The organism is Micromonospora sp. NPDC051006 (genome assembly GCF_044456245.1).
Lineage (GTDB): Bacteria > Actinomycetota > Actinomycetes > Mycobacteriales > Micromonosporaceae > Micromonospora.
The window spans coordinates 289,360-306,195 of the sequence record NZ_JBITFP010000001.1; the positions used below are offsets into that span (position 1 = coordinate 289,360).

A 16,836-nucleotide genomic window follows, 5' to 3' on the forward strand; every position below is an offset into this window, starting at 1 on the left:
CGATAAGTTACAGCGGCGGGCCAATTCCGCGACGGGTCATCGAGCCCGACCGGTTCGGGGTATAAGTGCCGGCTCGTACGGAGAAACTCGGAGGTTCCCATGTCCGCTGTGGGGAACGGTGCACAGACCGCCGGCCGGCCCACCCGCCTGCCCCGCTCCGCACGCCGCAAGCAGCTGCTCGCTGCGGCGCAGGAGGTGTTCGTCGCGCAGGGCTATCACGCCGCGGCGATGGACGACATCGCCGAGCGGGCCGGGGTCTCCAAGCCCGTGCTCTACCAGCACTTCCCCGGCAAGATGGAGCTCTACCTGGCGCTGCTGGACACGCACTGCGACGCGATCGTGGCCAAGGTCCAGGACGCCATGCGGGGCACCAGCGACAACAAGGAGCGGGTCAGCGCGTCGGTACGCGCCTACTTCGACTTCGTCGACCACGAGAGCGAGGCGTTCCGGCTGGTCTTCGAATCGGACCTGCGCAACGACCCGGCCGTGCGGCAGCGCGTGGAGCGGGTCGAGCAGGGCTGCATCGCGGCGATCACCGACACCATCATCTCCGACACCGGGGTGAGCCGGGCCCACGCCGAGCTGCTCGCCTCCGGTCTGGTCGGCGCCGCCGAGACCGCCGCGCAGTTCTGGCTCGCCCGTGGCCGTCAGGTGCCGAAGGCCGAGGCCGAGGCGCTGGTGGCCGCGCTCTCCTGGCGTGGCATCGCCAGCTTCCCGCTGCAAGGTGAGTCAGCCTGACCATCCCCGCCGTGATCGGATAGCCTTCCCACGGCGGCTATTTCGCCCCAGTTGAGGAGGCACAGTGGAGGTCAAGATCGGCGTGCAGTACGCGCCGCGCGAGCTGGTTCTGGAGAGCGCGCAGTCGCCGGCCGAGATCGAGCAGATCGTGACCGACGCCTTCGCCAACAACAGCGGCACGCTGTCCCTGACGGATGAGAAGGGCCGGCGGGTCATCGTGCCGGTCGACAAGGTCGCCTACGTCGAGATCGCCGAGGCGTCCCCCCGGGCGGTCGGGTTCACCGTCCGCTGAGCGTTCCCGGCGTCCGCGACGGGTGAGGTCGAGCCCGCCCGTCGCGGGGCCGGCGGCGTGGCCGGTGCGGCCCGGTTGGCGGGCCACGGCCGGGGTCAGTTGTTCAGCCCGGCGGCAGCCATCCGCGCGGTGTGCGCGGCGGTCAGCTGCCGGAACAGGGCCGGCGCATCCACCCGCTCCGGCTGTGCGATCAGCGCGGTGAGCGCGCCCCGGTCGGCGGCGGCGACCCGGCCGGCCTGCGAGAGCGCCTCGCCGACCAGCCGCCGGGCCCACATCGAGAGCCGGTCCGCCGTCCGCGGGTCGGCCTCGATCGCCTGCCGGATCTCGCCGGCGGCAAACTCGGCGTACCGGGACTCGTGCAGCACGTCGAGCACCAACTGCCGGTCCGGTTCGTCCAGCGCTCCGGCGATCTCCCGGAGGAAGTCGTCGGTGATCGCGTCCCCGACGTACGCCTTGGTGACCGCTTCCGCCCAGTCGCGCGGCTCGGTCGAGTCGTGGTAGCCCTGCAACGGCTCCACGTACGGCGCCATCGCCGCCTCGGGTGACATTCCGAGTGCGATCAGCCGGTCGGCGAGCCGCCGGTAGTTGCCGATCTCGGCGGCGGCCATCTCGCCGAGCGCGGCGCGGCGGCGCAGGTCGGGGCGAGCCGCGCGTCGGCGGCCATCCGCTCGAAGGCGAGCAGCTCGCCGAGGGCGACCATGCCGAGCAGGTCGGTGACGGCGGTGCCGGGGGTGGTCGGCGCGGACACGAGCGCAGGTTACCGTTCCGTGCCCTTCCGCGGGGCCCGCGACGGCGGCTCGTCCCTTCCGCCGGGAACCTGCCAGCCCGTTCCGATTGCCCCTGTGACTCGGGACACATATCGTTCCCCCGGCCGTCCGGCCCGGACCCGGAATCAGGACGGCGTCCGGCCGGTTCAGGTAGTATGGAGCAGTTGCCGTGGGCGCCGATCTCATCGAAGTGAAGCCCGCGGCGCGCGTGCGGCCCGGTCCGGCTCGGCGATCCGCCCCCGACCGTGTGGCCCGCGCCAAACCGAACGCGCCCTGCGGACACGATGGGGCGCACCACGAGAGGGCACCCCCACATCCACATGAGCGATTTGACGCAAGGCATTCCGGGCGGCCAGGAGCTGGCCCCCACCGCTCCGGTACGACCGGAGGCACCGACCTTCGCCGAGCTGGGCGCGCGTCAGGAGACCGTCGACGCGCTGGCCGCGGCCGGCATCACCCGCGCGTTCGCCATTCAGGAGTACGCGCTGCCGATCGCGATGCGCGGCGTCGACCTGATCGGCCAGGCACCGACCGGCACCGGCAAGACGCTCGGCTTCGGCGTACCGCTGCTCGAGCGGGTCTTCGCGCCCAGCGAGGGCAGCGACGGCGTGCCCCAGGCGCTGGTCGTCGTTCCCACCCGTGAGCTGGGCCTCCAGGTCGCCAAGGACCTGGCCGCCGCGGGCCGCACCCGGGGCGTCCGGGTGCTGCCGATCTACGGCGGGGTGGCCTACGAGCCGCAGATCGAGGCGCTGCGCAAGGGCGTCGAGATCCTGGTCGGCACCCCGGGCCGGCTGATGGACCTGCAGAAGCAGAAGCACCTTCGGCTCGACCGGGTGCGCGCGCTGGTGCTCGACGAGGCCGACCGGATGCTCGACCTGGGCTTCCTCGACGACGTCGAGAAGATCCTCGCGATGCTTCCCGAGGACCGGCAGACCATGCTCTTCTCGGCGACCATGCCGGACCCGATCGTCACCCTCTCCCGGCGCTTCCTGCGCCGGCCGGTGACGATCCACGCCGGGCACACCGCCGAGACGGGTCCGTCGCCGCAGACCGAGCAGCTGGCCTACCGCACCCACTCGATGAACAAGGTCGAGATCGTCGCCCGCATCCTCCAGGCGGAGGGACGCGGCCTGACCATCATCTTCACCCGTACCAAGCGGGCCGCCGACCGGGTCGCCGAGGACCTCGACTTCCGTGGTTTCGCGGTGGCGGCCGTGCACGGCGACCTCGGTCAGGGCGCGCGTGAGCGGGCGCTGCGGGCGTTCCGGGCCGGCAAGATCGACACGCTGGTCGCCACCGACGTGGCGGCCCGGGGCATCGACGTCAGCGGCGTCACGCACGTCATCAACTACGACTGCCCGGAAGACCAGGACACCTACACCCACCGGATCGGCCGTACCGGCCGGGCCGGGGCGAGCGGCGTCGCGGTGACCTTCGTCGACTGGGACGACATGCCGCGCTGGCGGATCATCGACAAGACGCTCGGCCTGGACATGCCGGAGCCGGCGGAGACCTACCACACCTCCGCTCACCTCTACACCGACCTGCACATCTCCCGCGACGTCACGGGCACCCTGCCCACCGCCGAGCGGACCCGGGCCGGGCTCTCGGCCGAGGTCGAGGAGGACCTCGGCGGTGGCCGGTCCCGGCGCGGTGAGGGCCGGGGTTCAGGTTCCCGCCGCGGCGAGAGCCGGGGCGAGGGTCGAGGCGAGGGCCGGGGCCGGGGCGAGCGCCGCCGGGGTCGCAGCGAGGCTGCACCCGAGTCGGACGCCGCCGCACCCGCCGAAGCCGCCGGCGAGGAGGAGGGCACCCGCACCCCGCGCCGCCGGCGTCGGCGCCGGGCCGGCGAGGTGGTCGCGGGCGAGGCGACCGCGGTGATCACCGCCGAGGGCGGGGCCACCGAGCAGACCGCGACCGGTGAGGGCGAGGCGTCGGCGAAGCCGCGCCGACGCCGGCGCCGTCGCGGTGGTGGCTCCGGCGCCGGTACGCCGGCCGAGGCGACCGCCGACTGACACCGCACCACGTTCACCCATCCCCCGCACCGGCCCCGGTGCGGGGGATGTCCGTCTCCGGCCCGCAGGGCAGCGCCCGCACCGCACCACCCGCGCCCACTGGGGCGGGACCGACCGACCAGGATGATGGAGCAATGGCTGAACCGCTGGACGCCGCCCTGACCGAGGTCCGGGCGTTGCTGCTCGACCCCGCCCTGACCCGGGCGGTGGCCGCCGGACGCCGGCGCGGGCAGCGCCCCTCGGTGATCCGGGCCGAGCTGCGGCCGGTGACCCTCAAGGCCGGGCCCCGGCTACAGATCTCCACCTCCGACGGCGCCCGCCCGTACACCCGGAACGTCGCCGCCGGGTCGGACGCGGCTGCCGCGGTGGACGCGCTGCTGGCCGAGCCGTTCGGCAACTGGCACGTGGAGACCGCCGACGCGACGCTCCAACTGCGGGTCACCAAGTCCGGCGAGGCCCAGGTGCACCGGGCCACAGCGACCCGGCCGGCCGCGACGCCCGGCGGGCACGACCGGGAGAAGGAGTACCTGCTGGACCCGGGCGACCCGATCTTCGCGGAGATCGGCGGCTCGGCGGCGAAGCGCCGCCAGGTCGATGCGTTCCTCCGGGCGCTGGCCGCGACCCTGCCCGACGAGCTGACCGGCACGCTGCGGGTGGTGGACCTGGGCTGCGGCAACGCGTACCTGACCTTCGCCGCCTACCGCTACCTGACCGGGCGCGGGCTCGACGTCGAGCTGGTCGGGGTGGACGTCCGGGAGGACCAGCGGCAGCGCAACACCGAGTTGGCCGAGCGGCTGGGCTGGGCCGATCGGGTGCGCTTCGTGGCCGGCACGATCGCCGACGCGGTGGTCGACCCGGCACCGGATCTGGTGCTGGCCCTGCACGCCTGCGACACGGCGACCGACGAGGCGCTGGCCCGGGCGGTGCGGTGGAATGCCCGCTGGGTGCTCGCCGCGCCGTGCTGTCACCACGACGTGGCCGCTCAGCTGCGGGCTCGGCCCGCGCCGGCGCCGTACGAGCTGCTCACCCGGCAGGGGATCCTGCGGGAGCGGTTCGCCGACGTGCTCAGCGACGCGCTGCGGGCCGGGCTGCTCCGGCTGCACGGCTACCGGGCCGAGGTGGTGGAGTTCGTCGACTCCCAACACACCCCGCGCAACCTGCTGATCCGGGCCCGGCAGACCGGCACGGCGCCGACGGCCGAGCAGCGCCGGGACTACCGGGAACTGGTCGACCAGTGGCAAGTCAGCCCGCGTCTGGAGACCCTGCTCGCCACGGACGCCCCGGTCGTCACGGGCTAGCGCCGCCGGTCGGCGCCCCGCTCGCGGCCCAGCGGGCGGTCGCCCGACATGGCGCGGTCCAGTGGGGACGGCCGCTCGCCCCGGTGCGGTCCCCGCTCGCCCTCGGGCGAGGCGGTCGGGAACGGCACCACCTTGCCGGGGCTCTCGGCGTTGCCGGCGGCGGTGAAGGCGTTCCAGGAGATGTCCACCAGCAGGCGCTTGAACTCCGCGTGCCGGACCGCGGCGCTGTGCTGCAACGCCATCCGCACCCCCAGCACAACGCCGACCAGGGTGGTGGTCGTGGCACCCGTGGCGGCCAGCACGTGCACACCGCTGGCGGCCCCGCCGCGCAGCGCGAGCACGAGCAGCCAGATCCAGAAGCCGGCGGCGAACACGCCGGCCTTGGCGACGAAGAAGAGGCTTACCGCACCGGGCTGGTACGGCAACGGGCGGCTCGGCTCGACCATGGCGCTCCTCGACGATGCTGCGGTGCTGGACGACGGTGCCGGGACGGGCACTGAGCTTAGTTGATGGACGACAATCAACGCTGGACATGCTTCCAGCGCCCTCTCATCCTCCGCCGAAAAAAGTCCCGTCCATGGGACAGTTTGTGCGGTCAGTCAATTGTTTCCACGCCGTCGGGTACTACGCTCGGATGCGTCATCGTCCCCGGTGCAGTGGTCGGGAGGGAAGCCCGCAGGGATGAGTTCTGCAGAGGTTTCGCCGCAGATGGCGTTCGCACGGTTCGTGCGCCGGGCCATCGACGACGCCCGCGAGGAACGGGGCTGGACCGTCACCGACCTGGCCGCGCACACCGGCGTCGGCCGCTCCACCGTCTTCCGGTGGCTCGCCGGTGACTGGCAGGACTACCCCGAGCTGGCCAAGGTCCGCGGCTTCTGTGCCGCGCTGGACCTGCCGGTGGCCGCGGCGTTCCGGGCGCTCGGCCTGCCCGACGCCGGTCCGGCCCCGCGCCGGCGCAGCGACGACGGGCCGGTCGAGGCCGACGTCCGGGTGATCCTGGACCGCCTCGCCGATCCGACCGTGCCGGCCGAGGAGAAGCACCACATCCGCGACCTGCTCCGCTACCTCGCCCGCCGCCCGATCCGCCGGGCCGGCTGACGCCGGCCGCGGGCCGTCGTCAGGGCACGGTGACGGTGAATTCGGCGGTACGGACCACGCCCGCCACCTGGAAGTCGAGGTAGAGCCGGTACCGGCCCGGCCCCGGCGTGGTCAGCCAGAACCGCACCGCCCCGTCGACCAGCGCCGGTTCGGGGTGCACGTGCAGATAGCCGAGATCCCCCTCGCGCAGCGCCACCAGGTGCCCGTACGCCCCGAGGTAGCGCTCCAGGGTCGGGGCGGCGCCGTCGGCGGTGATCCGGAAGGTCAGTGCCACGTTCGCCCCGGCCTGCGGGGTGCCCTGGTAGTCGACGGTGAAGCCGTCGACGGTCGTCGCGGTGGCCGCCGCCGGCAGCGGGCGCGGGTCGTAGCGGCCGGGCGCGGCCAGGTCGACGCCGAGGGTGAGCGCGGTCTGCGTGCCGTCGGCGGCGAGCGCGGTGAAGTCGGCGTACGCCCGCCAGGCACCGGGCTGCGGCAGGCTCAGCGGCACCGACCAGGTGCCGTCCGGTGCCATCGTCGGGTGCAGGTGCTGGTAGCCGGTCAGGTCCCGGCGCACCACGATGAGGTGCATCGGCTTGTCGTGCACGATGGCGAACCGGGTGACCGGCCGGCGCTGGGCGTCGCGGATCTGGAACCGCAGCGACGCCGCGCGACCCGGGGTGAACTCGGTGCTCAGCGGAGCCAGGGTGTAGCCGGCCGTACCGATCGCGAGGCCGCCCGCGTCGGTGCTCGGGGCCTGGTCGGTGCCGCCGTGGTCGTGCGGCGCGGTGCCCGGCGCGTGCGTGTGGTCGGTGCCGGTCGCCGGACCCGCCGCGGTCGCGCCCCCGCCGTTGAGCCGGCCGAGGCCGAAGCCGAGCAGCACGGCGAGCACCAGGCCACCGACCACCAGCGCCAGTCGGAGCGTGCCGCGGTCGGGCGCGGCGGAGACCTCCTCAGGCACCGCTGCCCGACCCGTGACCGGCCTGCTCATCCATGGCGCCCACGGTACCGCCGGAGCCGCCGCGCCCTGGTCGGTGTGCCGACGGCGTGGCGACGGTCGCAATCGGCCCGGGCCGGGAACTTTTCGCACCCGGCCGCGCGCGACCGCCTCCGGGCGGCGTGGTCCAGCCGCACTCACGGCGGCGAAGGCTCAGCCGGCGATCGCCAGGGCGAGGGGCAGCACGTCCGGGGCGCCGGCCCGGCGCAGCGCCCGGGTGAGGAGCGTCATCGTCCAGCCCGAGTCGACCAGGTCGTCGACGAGCAGCACAGGCCCGTCCAGCCCGGCGAGCGCGTCGGCGAGGTCCGCCGGCACGGTGAAGGCGTCGTGCAGCGCGCGTACCCGCTGGGCGCTGTTGCCCCGGGCCCCGTGGGCGGACGGGGCAGCCGGCGGCAGTTGCCCGAGCAGCGGCAGCCGGCCGACCGTGGCGATCTGCTCGGCGAGCGAGCCGACCAGGCGGGGCCGACGGCGCGAACCGGCCGCCACCACGGCCACCGGGCGGCGCGGCCACGGCGAGTCGCCGTGCGCCCACGCCTTGAGCACCTCGACCACTGCGGCGGCCACGTCGTCGGGGACCGGGACGTCGGCCGACTCGGGGCCGACCAGTTCGCGCAGCCGGCCACCCCAGCCGAGGTCGGAGAGGCGGCCCACCGCCCGACCGGGCAGCGCCTGCTCCGCGGGGGCGATCCGCCCCTTGAGCGGTACGCCGACCGCGTCCAGCCCGGTGGGCCAGAGCTTCTTCGGCGGGATCTCCACCCCCGGCCGGCCAAGGAAGGTCTGCGCGGCGCTCTCAGCGGTGGTGGACACCTCGGTGGCGAAGAGCGGCCCGGCGCACCGGTCGCACCGGCCGCAGTCGGCCGCCTCGACGTCGTCCAGGCACTCGCGCAGGTATCGCATCCGGCAGCCGGGCGTGGTCGCGTACTCCCGCATGGCCTGCTGCTCGGCGGTGCGCGCGGCGGCGACCCGGCGCAACCGGGCCTCGTCGTAGACCCAGGGCTCGCCGGTGGCCAGCCAGCCGCCGCGCACCCGGCGGACCGCGCCGTCCACGTCGAGCACCTTGAGCATCAGCTCCAGCCGGGCCCGGCGCAGGTCGACCAGGGGCTCCAGGGCCTGGGTGGAGATCGGCCGGTCCGGGTGCAGGGCGGCGAGCACGGCCCGGACCTGCTCCTCCGGCGGGAACGCGAGCGAGGCGAAGTAGCGCCAGATCGCCGCGTCCTCGGCGCCGGGCAGGAGCAGCACCTCGGCGTGCTCGACGGCCCGGCCCGCCCGGCCGACCTGCTGGTAGTAGGCGATGGGTGAGGGCGGTGCCCCGAGGTGCACCACGAAGCCGAGGTCGGGTTTGTCGAAGCCCATGCCCAGCGCGCTCGTGGCGACCAGCGCCTTGATCTTGTTGTCCAGCAGATCCTGCTCGGCGGCCCGCCGGTCGGCGTCGTCGGCCTGCCCCGTGTAGGCGGCGACCGGGTAGCCGCGCGAGCGGAGAAACTCGGTGGTCTCCCCCGCCGCCGCCACGGTGAGCGTGTAGACGATGCCCGAGCCGGGCAGCCGGTCGAGGTGGTCGGCGAGCCAGGCCAGCCGGTGCGCCGGGCTGGGCAGCTCGAGGACACCCAGGCGCAACGACTCCCGGTCGAGCGTGCCGCGCAGCACCAGCGTGTCGCTGCCGTCGCCCGTGCTGAGTTGCTCGGCGACGTCCGTGGTGACCCGGGTGTTGGCGGTGGCCGTGGTGGCCAGCACCGGCGTACCGGTCGGCAGGTTGCCGAGGAAGGTGCGCAGCCGCCGGTAGTCGGGGCGGAAGTCGTGCCCCCAGTCCGAGACGCAGTGCGCCTCGTCGACCACCAGCAGGCCGGTGGTGCCGGCCAGCTTCGGCAGCACCCCGTCGCGGAAATCCGGGTTGTTGAGCCGTTCCGGGCTGATCAGCAGCACGTCGACCGCGCCGGCGTGGATCTCGGCGGTGACCTCGTCCCACTCGTCCAGGTTGGCGGAGTTGATGGTGCGGGCCCGGATGCCGGCCCGCGCGGCCGACTCCACCTGGTTGCGCATCAGCGCCAGCAGCGGCGAGACGATCACCGTGGGCCCGACCGCGTCAGCGGCGGCCCGGTCGGCGTCGGCTTTGCCGGCCGAGCCGGCGTCGGCGGCCCGGTCACGCTCCCGGAGCAGCGCGGTGGCCACGAAGTAGACCGCCGACTTGCCCCACCCTGTGCGCTGCACGCAGAGCACCCGGCGCCGGTCGACCACCAGCGCCTCGATGGCCCGCCACTGGTCCTCGCGCAGCCGGGCGTGCTCGCCGGCCAGCCGCCGCAGCACCGCCTCGGCTCGCTCCCGTACCGCCGCCCGATCCTGGCTCATCCGGCATTTCTACCAGCGACGGGTGACGCCACCACGGTCCGCCACCGGAGGTCCTGGTCACGAGCCAGGTGGCGGGACCGTCCGGTCCGGGGTGGCAGCCGGCGTCGGGGGCAGGAAGAAGAGCAGGTCGCGGAGGGGCTCGGTGACGTTCGGCGGCAGCAGACAGCGCCCGGCGAGCTCCTCCAGGGAGGAGTACGGGCCGCGCAACCAGCGGTCGACCACCATCTGCCGGCACTGCTCGGCAGTCAGGCCGGGCAGACCGGCGAGCACCTGTTCCGGGACGGCGTTGACGTCGATCAGGCCACCGTCGTCGAAGCTGCGGGGCAGGTCCGGTCGCCCGATCCGCAGTTCCCCCCGGGCCGCCGGGTAGTGGTAGAGCAGGTAACGGGAGTGCTCCCGGCGGATGCGCCGCTCCTCCCCGGCGCGGTCCTTGGCGCTGCCCGGCCCGCCGGTGAGCGTCGCCCAGACGCCACGGCTCAGCAGGACCACGTGCACCGCCCCGATCAACCAGGTGAACACCACCAGGCCGAGAAAGACCACCGACGTGGCCGCGGAAGGCTCGGCCTCGGGGTGTTCGATGTCGAGCAGCGACACCTCGAGGACCAGCACGGCCAGGTAGCCGACGCCGGCGAGAGCGAGGCGCCAGCTGCGCCGCCACGCGGCGTACAGCAGAATCACCAGCCAGGTGAGGCAGCCGAGGGAGAGCAGGACGAGGACGGTACCGACCACCGTGGCGGTCGCGCTCGCCCAGCGAGGCATCGGGGTCTTCGGCCACCGCCCATCGGCTGCGGGCGGCAGACCGGCGAACGACGAGGGCCCGGCCGGCGGTGGCAGGTACGCCGGGAAGGGCGCCGCGCTGACCGGCGGCGGCGCCGCGGTCGGCGGCACGGCCGGCGTTGAGGTCGGGGGCGGGGGCGTCGGGTCGGCCGACACCCGCGCCGGCGGGGCGGAGGCGGACGCGGTCGGCGCGGCGGACGCGGTCGGTTCGACGGAGGTGGTCGGCTCGGCGGGCGCATTCGGCTCGGCGGGCGGCGGCGCCGGATCGGTGGCCCGGACGGCCGGAGGCAGGGGTGCGGCGGCCGGCATGAGCGCCGGATCAGACCGGAGGATGCGCCGGTGCAGGTCCTGGAGCGCGTCGCCCGGCTCGATGCCGAACTCCTCGCGGAGCAGGTCGCCGTACTCCCGGTAGCCGGCGAGCGCCTCGGCCTGCCGGCCGCTGCGGTGCAGCGCCAGCATCAGCTGGTGCCGCAGCCGCTCCCGCAACGGGAACTCGACGACCAGCTCCACCAGCTCACCGACGAGCTCCCGGTGCCGGCCCAGCTCCAGCTCCAGCTCGGCGCGCGTCTCCAAGGCGGCGGCCCGCAGCTCCACCAGCCGGTGCCGGGCCGACTCGAAGAACGGGCCGGGCAGGCCGGCGAGCGGCTCGCCGCGCCACAGCTCCAGCGCCGACCGCAGTGCGGTGACCGCCTCGGCAACGCGGCCCTCGGAGCGCAGCCGCTGCGCTCGGCGCACCGCCCGCTCGAACGCCACCGCGTCCACCGACTCCGGCGTTACCCGCAACAGGTAGCCCGCCTCGCTCAGGGTGAGCACCTGACCGGGCGTACGCGGGGAGCGCTCCGGCTCCAGCACCCGGCGCAGCCCGGCGACGTACTTCTGCACGACGTTCGGCCCGTTGGCCGGCGGGTCATCCGGCCAGACCGCCTCGACGATCTGCCCGGTGGGCACCGGACGGCCCGCGGCGAGCAGAAGTACGGCCAGCACCGCGCGCTGCTTGCCCGGGCCGGTGTCGAGTTCCTGGTCGTCGTACCAGGCTTGCTGGGGACCGAGGATCTCGAAGCGCACCGTTCCTGACATGCGATCTTTCGCTCCTGACACCCCCCGCTGGCGCCGGCGGCAGCCGCACGGCGGTCGGACCGCAGCATCGGCAGTCGGATCGCAGCATAGCGGCAGTGATTCGGCAGTGCCCGCCCGCAGCATCGTCAACGGCAACCGCCGGACATGCGAGAAAGAGAACCGCGATGACACAGCGCACCCGTACCGCCGGCCTCCTCCGTCGGGTCGTCTCCACCACCACCGCCGCCCTGGCCGCCACCGCGCTGCTCGCCGCCTGCACGCCGGATGACGGTGCCGAGCGGACGGCCGAGCCGGGGTCGTCGAGCGCCGCGCCCACGCCGAAGGCGGCGCTGCTCGCCGCCGTTCCCGACGGCACGGAGGGCACGTTCCGGTTCAGCGGCAAGGACTCGTCCAGCACGGTCTCCGGGCTGGTCGACCCGACGGCCAAGGGCGCCGAGTTCACCACCTCGATCAAGGACCCCGACCTGGGCTTCACCACCACCATGTCGTTCCGGCTGGTCGCCGACCAGACCTGGATGAAGGTGAAGTTCACCGGCACCAAGGGCCTCACCGGCCTGCCCAAGCTGCCGGACCGGTGGCTGCGGCTGGACCGGAGCCGGCTCACCGACGGCGAGAGCGCGCCGGTCTACGACGGCGTCGACGTGGGCAACGCCGGCCCGCTCGTCGAGGCGGCGACGGCCGTCGAGGAGCAGGGCACCGGCCGGTACGCCGGCACGATCGACCTCACCTCCGGCGAGGCGGCCAAGGCGCTCGACGCCGAGTCGATGACGGCGCTCGGCGACAAGGCCAAGGCCATCCCGTTCACCGCCGAGGTCGGCGCGGACGGCAACCTCGCCTCGCTCACCCTCCAGGTGCCGGCGGCGGGCAAGCAGAAGGCGTACGAGTACCTGGTGCGGTACCGCGACTACGGCACCGCGCCGAAGGTCACCGCCCCGACCGGCAAGGCCGCGCAGGACGCGCCGGCGGTGGCGTACGAGCTGCTGAACGGCTGATCACCGAACTGACACCGAGCGGGAGGCGGCCACACGGGGGGCCGCCTCCCGCTCGTCGTCGGGTCAGCGGCCGAGTACGGAGCCGCCGTTGACTCCCAGCACCTGACCGGTGACGTAGCCGGCCGCCGGGCTGGCCAGGTAGCGGACCGCCTCGGCGATGTCGGCGGGTTCGCCGGCCCGCCCGACCAGGGTGGCCGCGACCCGCCGGGTGTGCCCCTCGGGGGTCATCCGGTCGCCGAAGAACTCGGTCTCCGCGACGTAGCCGGGGCTGACCACGTTGACCGTGATCTGCTCCGGGCCGAGCTGTGCGGCGAGGTCGTACGCCCAGCCGTGCAGCGCCGCCTTCGCCGCCGAGTACGGTCCGGCGCCGCCGCGCTGGGCGGCGATCGAGCTGAGCAGGATCACCCGGCCGCCCGGGCGACGCAGGGCGGGGCGCAGCGCCTCGGTGAGCAGGACGGCGGTGAGCACGTTGGCGTCCAGGTTGGCCCGCCAGTACGCGGCGGCGCCGGCAAGAGTGTCGCTCTCCCTGTCGAGGTATCCGCCGGCGTTGTTGACCACCACGTCGACGGTCCGGCCGCCGAGCGCGGCGACCACCCGGTCGAGCTGTTCCGGATCGGTCAGGTCGGCGGTGACGGTGCTGACCGCCGCCGGCCGCCCGCAGTCCGCACCGATCTGCTCGGCGGTGGCCGACAGCACGTCCGCCCGCCGCCCCACGATGAGCACGTCGTAGCCGTCACCGGCCAGGGTCCGCGCGACCGCCGCCCCGATCCCGGTCCCACCCCCGCTGACCACCGCAACCCGCTCGCCCATCCCCATGCCGCCTCCCCTACCCGGACACCCCGTCGATCATGAAGTTATCGCCCGCCTACACGGCGTGTCGCGACAATAACTTCATGATCGACGGGGCGGGACGGACGGGACAGGGCGGGACCGGGGTGAGGGGTTAGGGGCGGGGGGTGGGGCGTAGGGATTTGCGCAGGAGGGTGAGGCGGGGGGTGAGGCTGGCCAGGCCGCCGGGGAAGAAGTAGACGGCCAGGATGAAGATGGTGCCGAGCACGAAGAGCGGCTGGGAGAGCGGCCGGCTGAGCACCGCGGGCAGCGCGTCCACCGCGTCGGAGGTGCCGAACGCGGTGAGCCGGTGGTCCAGGTACATGTAGAGCACCCCGCCGAGCACCGGACCCCACCGGGTGCCCGGCCCACCGAGCACCACCATGACCAGCAGCGACAGGGTCAGCTCGGACGAGGTGATGTGCGGCGAGGCGCCGCCGACGATCAGGCAGTAGACCACTCCCCCGGCCGAGGCGAGCCCGCCGGCCAGGGTGAACGCCACCAGCTTGTAGCGGTACGGGTCGAGCCCGAGCACCCCGATCCGCCGCTCGTCGTCGCGCAGGCCGGCGAGCACCCGCCCGGTCGGCGAGCCGGAGACCCGGTGCACCACGAGGACCACCACGGCGAGGTAGGCCAGCGCCAGCCAGTAGAGGTTGACCGTGTTGGTCACCCCGACCAGCCCGGCGGGCAGCCCGGAGACGTTCAGCGGCAGCCCCTCCTCGCCACCGGTGAAGCCACCGAAGTCCCGGGCCACCAGGATCGCCCCGACCTGGGCGAAGGCCAGCGTCACCATGGCGAACGCGATGCCGACCGTACGCAGCGCCACCGCGCCGAGCAGCGCGGCCAGGATCGTCCCGCCGGTGATGGTCAGCAGCGCCGCCTGCCAGAGCGGCAGCCCGGCCTTGGTGACCAGGATGTCGGTGCCGTAGACGCCGGCGGCGAAGTAGAGCGCGTGCCCGAAGGAGAGCATCCCGGTCCGGCCGAAGAGCAGGTCGTACCCGGCGGCGAGGCCACCGAAGACCAGGCAGACGGCGAGCAGTTGCAGGGTGCCGGGCGAGTTCAGCGGCCCCTCGAAGATCCCCGGCAGGGGCAGCGTCGAGTACGGCACGATCGCCGCAACCAGCAGCGCGACCAGCGGCAGGAACGGGCGCACCCGGTGCCACCCCCCGCGCTCGGGCGTCAGCTCGGCGGGCACCGCCGCCGGCGGGGCGGGAACCTCAGCACTCTTGACCTCGGTCATGCCGTTGCCACCTTTCCGGCGATGCCCTGGGGGCGCAGCAGCAGCACCACGGCCAGCAGCCCGACCACGCAGACGTCGCCGAGGCCGGAGGGGCCGTAGTAGTTGACGAACTGTTGCAGCAGCCCGACCGCGACCGCCGCGTACGCGGAGCCGACCACCGAGCCCATCCCGCCGATCACCACCACGATGAACGCGAAGATCAGCAGCGAGCTGCCCTGCCCGGGCGAGACGGTGCCGAAGTAGACCCCGCCGAGCGCCCCGGCCAGCGCCGCGGCGGCCCCACCGATCGCGAAGACCAGGGTGAACGCCTTGCGGACGTCGATGCCGAGCGCGGTCACCATCTCCCGGTTCTCCACGCCGGCCCGGATCACCAGGCCGTAGCGGGTCCAGCGGAGGAAGGCGAGCAGCGCGCCGAGCACCAGCCCCGCGGCGATGATCAGCAGCAGGCCGCCGTTGGGCACCTGCGCGCCGAGGATCCCGGTCACCTCGCGGGTCCACTCCGGTCGCGGGAACGGCCGGGCGTCGGCGCCCCAGGTGGCCTGGAGCAGCGCCACCCCGGCCAGCGAGAGGCCGACGGTGACCAGCACCTGCTCGATGGTGCGCGAGTAGAGCGGCCGGATCAGCACCAGCTCGACCAGGACCGCGACGAGCGTGCCGGCGGCCACCCCGCAGGCAACCGCGAGCACGAAGCCGAACCCGTCCGACCCGGCACCGGGCAGGTTACCCGCCGCCCACCAGGTCGCGTACGCGCCGACGCCGAGGAAGAGACCGTGCGCGAAGTTGAGCACGTCGGCGAGGCCGAAGACCAGCGAGAGCCCGGAGGCGACCAGGAAGTAGAGCGCCGCCAGCCCGAGGCCGGTCAACGCCAGCAGGATCACGGTGCCCATCAGTGCGCGTCCTTCCCGGCCGTCGCGGCCCGGTCGGACCCGGCCGGGTGGTGTCCCTCGCCGGTGCCCACGCCCAGCAGGGACCTGGTCAGTGCCGTCTCCAGCAGCAGTTCCTGGGCGTCGCCGGTCCAGGCCACCTGACCGGCGGCGAGCACCACAGCGTCCTTGGCGAGCCGCCGGACCACCGCGAGGTTCTGCTCGACCAGCAGCACCGGCACGGACTCCGCGACCCGTTCCAGCACCTCGGTCACCTCGGTCACCACCTTCGGCGCCAACCCCTTGGTCGGCTCGTCGATCAGCAGCAGCCGGTTGTCGTTGAGCAGCACCCGACCGATCGCGAGCATCTGCTGCTGCCCGCCGGAGAGCGAGCCGGCCCGTTGCCGTCCGCGCCGGTCCAGCTCGGGAAAGAGCGCGAAGACCTTGTCGTACGCCGGGGCGGTGCCCCGCCGTTCGGCGAGCCGCAGGTTCTCCGCCACGGTGAGGCCGGCGAAGACGCAGCGGTCCTCCGGCACGTAGCCGAGCCCGCCGCGGACCAGCCGGTAGGTGGGGCGGGTGAGCAGGCTCTGCGCGCCCATCCGGATCGTCCCGCGTACCTCACCGCTGCGGGGGGTGAGCCCGACGACCGCGCGCAGCGTGGTCGTCTTGCCGACGCCGTTGCGGCCGAGCAGGACGGTCACGCCGGTCGGGGCGACCGCGAAGGACACCCCCTGGAGGATGTGCAGCCCGGCGATGCGGACCGACAGGTTCTCCACGCTGAGAATGGGTTCCATCAGAGCGACTCCCCCAGGTAGGCCTCTTGCACGGTGGGGTTGGCCATCACCGTCTCCGGGGTGTCGCAGGCGAGCAGCGCGCCGTGGTGCATCACGGCGATCCGATCGGCCAGCTCGAGGATCACGTCCATGTGGTGCTCCACCATGAGCACCGACCGGCCGCTGTCCCCGGTGAGCGACCGGATCACCGCGACCAGCTCAGGCACGTCCTCGGCGCTGACCCCGGCCATCGGCTCGTCCAGCAGCATCACCCGCGGCTCGCCGGCGAGCAGCAGGGCGATCTCCAGCTTGCGCTTCTCGCCGTGGGCGAGGGTGCCGGCGAGCGCCGTACCCCGGTGGGCGAGGCCGACCCGGTCGAGCGCCGCGTCGGCGGCGGCGGCGACCTCCCGGTCGGCCGCCGCCCGCCGCCACAGCTTCATCGAGCCCCCGCGGTGCGCCTGTACGGCGAGCCGCACGTTCTCCCGCACGGTGAGCGAGCCGAAGACCGAGGACGCCTGGAAGGTACGGCCGAGCCCGAGTCGGGCCCGCCGGTGCGGCGGCAGGGTGGTGATGTCCTGCCCGTCCAGGGTTATCCGGCCTTCCGTGGCCCGGCGCAGGCCGGTGATCAGGTTGAACAGTGAGGTCTTGCCGGCGCCGTTCGGCCCGATCACGCCGAGGAACTCCCCGGGCGCCAGGTCGAGGTAGACGGTGTCGACGATGGCGACCTCACCGATCCGCCAGGTCAGACCGCGGGTGGCGAGCATC

General features: G+C 74.0%; 15 protein-coding genes and 1 pseudogene. 6 read left to right on the forward strand and 10 right to left on the reverse strand.

Annotation, left to right across the window (positions count from 1 at the left end):
• The first annotated feature begins 99 nt into the window (after nucleotides 1-99).
• Both ACIBBA_RS01375 and ACIBBA_RS01380 read left to right on the forward strand, forming a co-directional pair.
• Complete coding sequence (locus ACIBBA_RS01375) at nucleotides 100-738, forward strand: TetR/AcrR family transcriptional regulator (RefSeq protein ID WP_396692667.1); 639 nt, start codon at nucleotides 100-102, stop codon at nucleotides 736-738.
• 64 nt (nucleotides 739-802) lie between these two features.
• Complete coding sequence (locus ACIBBA_RS01380; protein ID WP_350875542.1) at nucleotides 803-1,030, forward strand: DUF3107 domain-containing protein; 228 nt, start codon at nucleotides 803-805, stop codon at nucleotides 1,028-1,030.
• Between the two features lie 95 nt (nucleotides 1,031-1,125).
• Here the strand turns inward: ACIBBA_RS01380 and ACIBBA_RS01385 are convergent.
• Nucleotides 1,126-1,730 (reverse strand): annotated as a pseudogene (locus ACIBBA_RS01385) (ferritin-like fold-containing protein).
• A 387-nt stretch (nucleotides 1,731-2,117) separates the two neighbouring features.
• Here ACIBBA_RS01385 and ACIBBA_RS01390 point away from each other — a divergent pair.
• Nucleotides 2,118-3,809, forward strand: coding sequence for a DEAD/DEAH box helicase (locus ACIBBA_RS01390; protein WP_396692669.1), 1,692 nt, complete (start codon nucleotides 2,118-2,120; stop codon nucleotides 3,807-3,809).
• A gap of 134 nt (nucleotides 3,810-3,943) precedes the next feature.
• Nucleotides 3,944-5,107 (forward strand): class I SAM-dependent methyltransferase, encoded by a 1,164-nt coding sequence (locus ACIBBA_RS01395; RefSeq protein ID WP_396692671.1) that lies wholly within the window; start codon nucleotides 3,944-3,946, stop codon nucleotides 5,105-5,107.
• Here the strand turns inward: ACIBBA_RS01395 and ACIBBA_RS01400 are convergent.
• Nucleotides 5,104-5,553, reverse strand: coding sequence for a hypothetical protein (locus ACIBBA_RS01400; protein WP_396692673.1), 450 nt, complete (start codon nucleotides 5,551-5,553; stop codon nucleotides 5,104-5,106). The genes ACIBBA_RS01395 and ACIBBA_RS01400 overlap by 4 nt on opposite strands.
• A 235-nt stretch (nucleotides 5,554-5,788) precedes the next feature.
• Between ACIBBA_RS01400 and ACIBBA_RS01405 the strand changes: the two genes are divergently transcribed.
• Nucleotides 5,789-6,205, forward strand: coding sequence for a helix-turn-helix domain-containing protein (locus ACIBBA_RS01405; protein ID WP_350875552.1), 417 nt, complete (start codon nucleotides 5,789-5,791; stop codon nucleotides 6,203-6,205).
• Between the two features lie 19 nt (nucleotides 6,206-6,224).
• Here the strand turns inward: ACIBBA_RS01405 and ACIBBA_RS01410 are convergent, their stop codons facing one another.
• The 3 genes from ACIBBA_RS01410 to ACIBBA_RS01420 all read right to left on the reverse strand — a co-directional run bounded on the left by ACIBBA_RS01410 (nucleotide 6,225) and on the right by ACIBBA_RS01420 (nucleotide 11,375).
• On the reverse strand, nucleotides 6,225-7,172 hold the full coding sequence (locus ACIBBA_RS01410) for a hypothetical protein (protein ID WP_396692675.1): 948 nt from the start codon (nucleotides 7,170-7,172) through the stop codon (nucleotides 6,225-6,227).
• Nucleotides 7,173-7,331: 159 nt separating this feature from the next.
• Nucleotides 7,332-9,521 carry a DEAD/DEAH box helicase gene (locus ACIBBA_RS01415; protein ID WP_396692677.1) on the reverse strand — a complete coding sequence of 730 codons (2,190 nt, stop codon included), beginning with the start codon at nucleotides 9,519-9,521 and terminating at the stop codon, nucleotides 7,332-7,334.
• A gap of 57 nt (nucleotides 9,522-9,578) precedes the next feature.
• The gene (locus ACIBBA_RS01420) at nucleotides 9,579-11,375 is read right to left on the reverse strand and encodes a BTAD domain-containing putative transcriptional regulator (protein WP_396692679.1); all 1,797 of its coding nucleotides are present in this window, start codon (nucleotides 11,373-11,375) and stop codon (nucleotides 9,579-9,581) included.
• A gap of 164 nt (nucleotides 11,376-11,539) precedes the next feature.
• Between ACIBBA_RS01420 and ACIBBA_RS01425 the strand changes: the two genes are divergently transcribed.
• Nucleotides 11,540-12,367: a hypothetical protein gene (locus tag ACIBBA_RS01425; protein ID WP_396692681.1), complete on the forward strand. Its 828-nt coding sequence runs from the start codon at nucleotides 11,540-11,542 to the stop codon at nucleotides 12,365-12,367.
• Nucleotides 12,368-12,430: 63 nt separating this feature from the next.
• Here the strand turns inward: ACIBBA_RS01425 and ACIBBA_RS01430 are convergent, their stop codons facing one another.
• From ACIBBA_RS01430 to ACIBBA_RS01450, 5 genes are all read right to left on the reverse strand, one after another.
• Nucleotides 12,431-13,177: an SDR family NAD(P)-dependent oxidoreductase gene (locus ACIBBA_RS01430; protein ID WP_396693404.1), complete on the reverse strand. Its 747-nt coding sequence runs from the start codon at nucleotides 13,175-13,177 to the stop codon at nucleotides 12,431-12,433.
• A 133-nt stretch (nucleotides 13,178-13,310) separates the two neighbouring features.
• Nucleotides 13,311-14,435, reverse strand: a complete 1,125-nt coding sequence (locus tag ACIBBA_RS01435) for a branched-chain amino acid ABC transporter permease (RefSeq protein ID WP_396692683.1) — start codon at nucleotides 14,433-14,435, stop codon at nucleotides 13,311-13,313.
• A complete protein-coding gene (locus ACIBBA_RS01440; protein ID WP_396692685.1) occupies nucleotides 14,432-15,322 on the reverse strand; it encodes a branched-chain amino acid ABC transporter permease in 891 nt (296 codons plus the stop codon). The genes ACIBBA_RS01435 and ACIBBA_RS01440 overlap by 4 nt, the downstream gene beginning before the upstream one ends.
• Nucleotides 15,322-16,092, reverse strand: a complete 771-nt coding sequence (locus ACIBBA_RS01445; protein WP_396692687.1) for an ABC transporter ATP-binding protein — start codon at nucleotides 16,090-16,092, stop codon at nucleotides 15,322-15,324. Before ACIBBA_RS01445 ends, ACIBBA_RS01440 begins: the two co-directional genes overlap by 1 nt.
• Nucleotides 16,092-16,835: an ABC transporter ATP-binding protein gene (locus tag ACIBBA_RS01450; protein WP_396692689.1), complete on the reverse strand. Its 744-nt coding sequence runs from the start codon at nucleotides 16,833-16,835 to the stop codon at nucleotides 16,092-16,094. The genes ACIBBA_RS01445 and ACIBBA_RS01450 overlap by 1 nt, the downstream gene beginning before the upstream one ends.
• Nucleotide 16,836 lies beyond the last annotated feature (1 nt).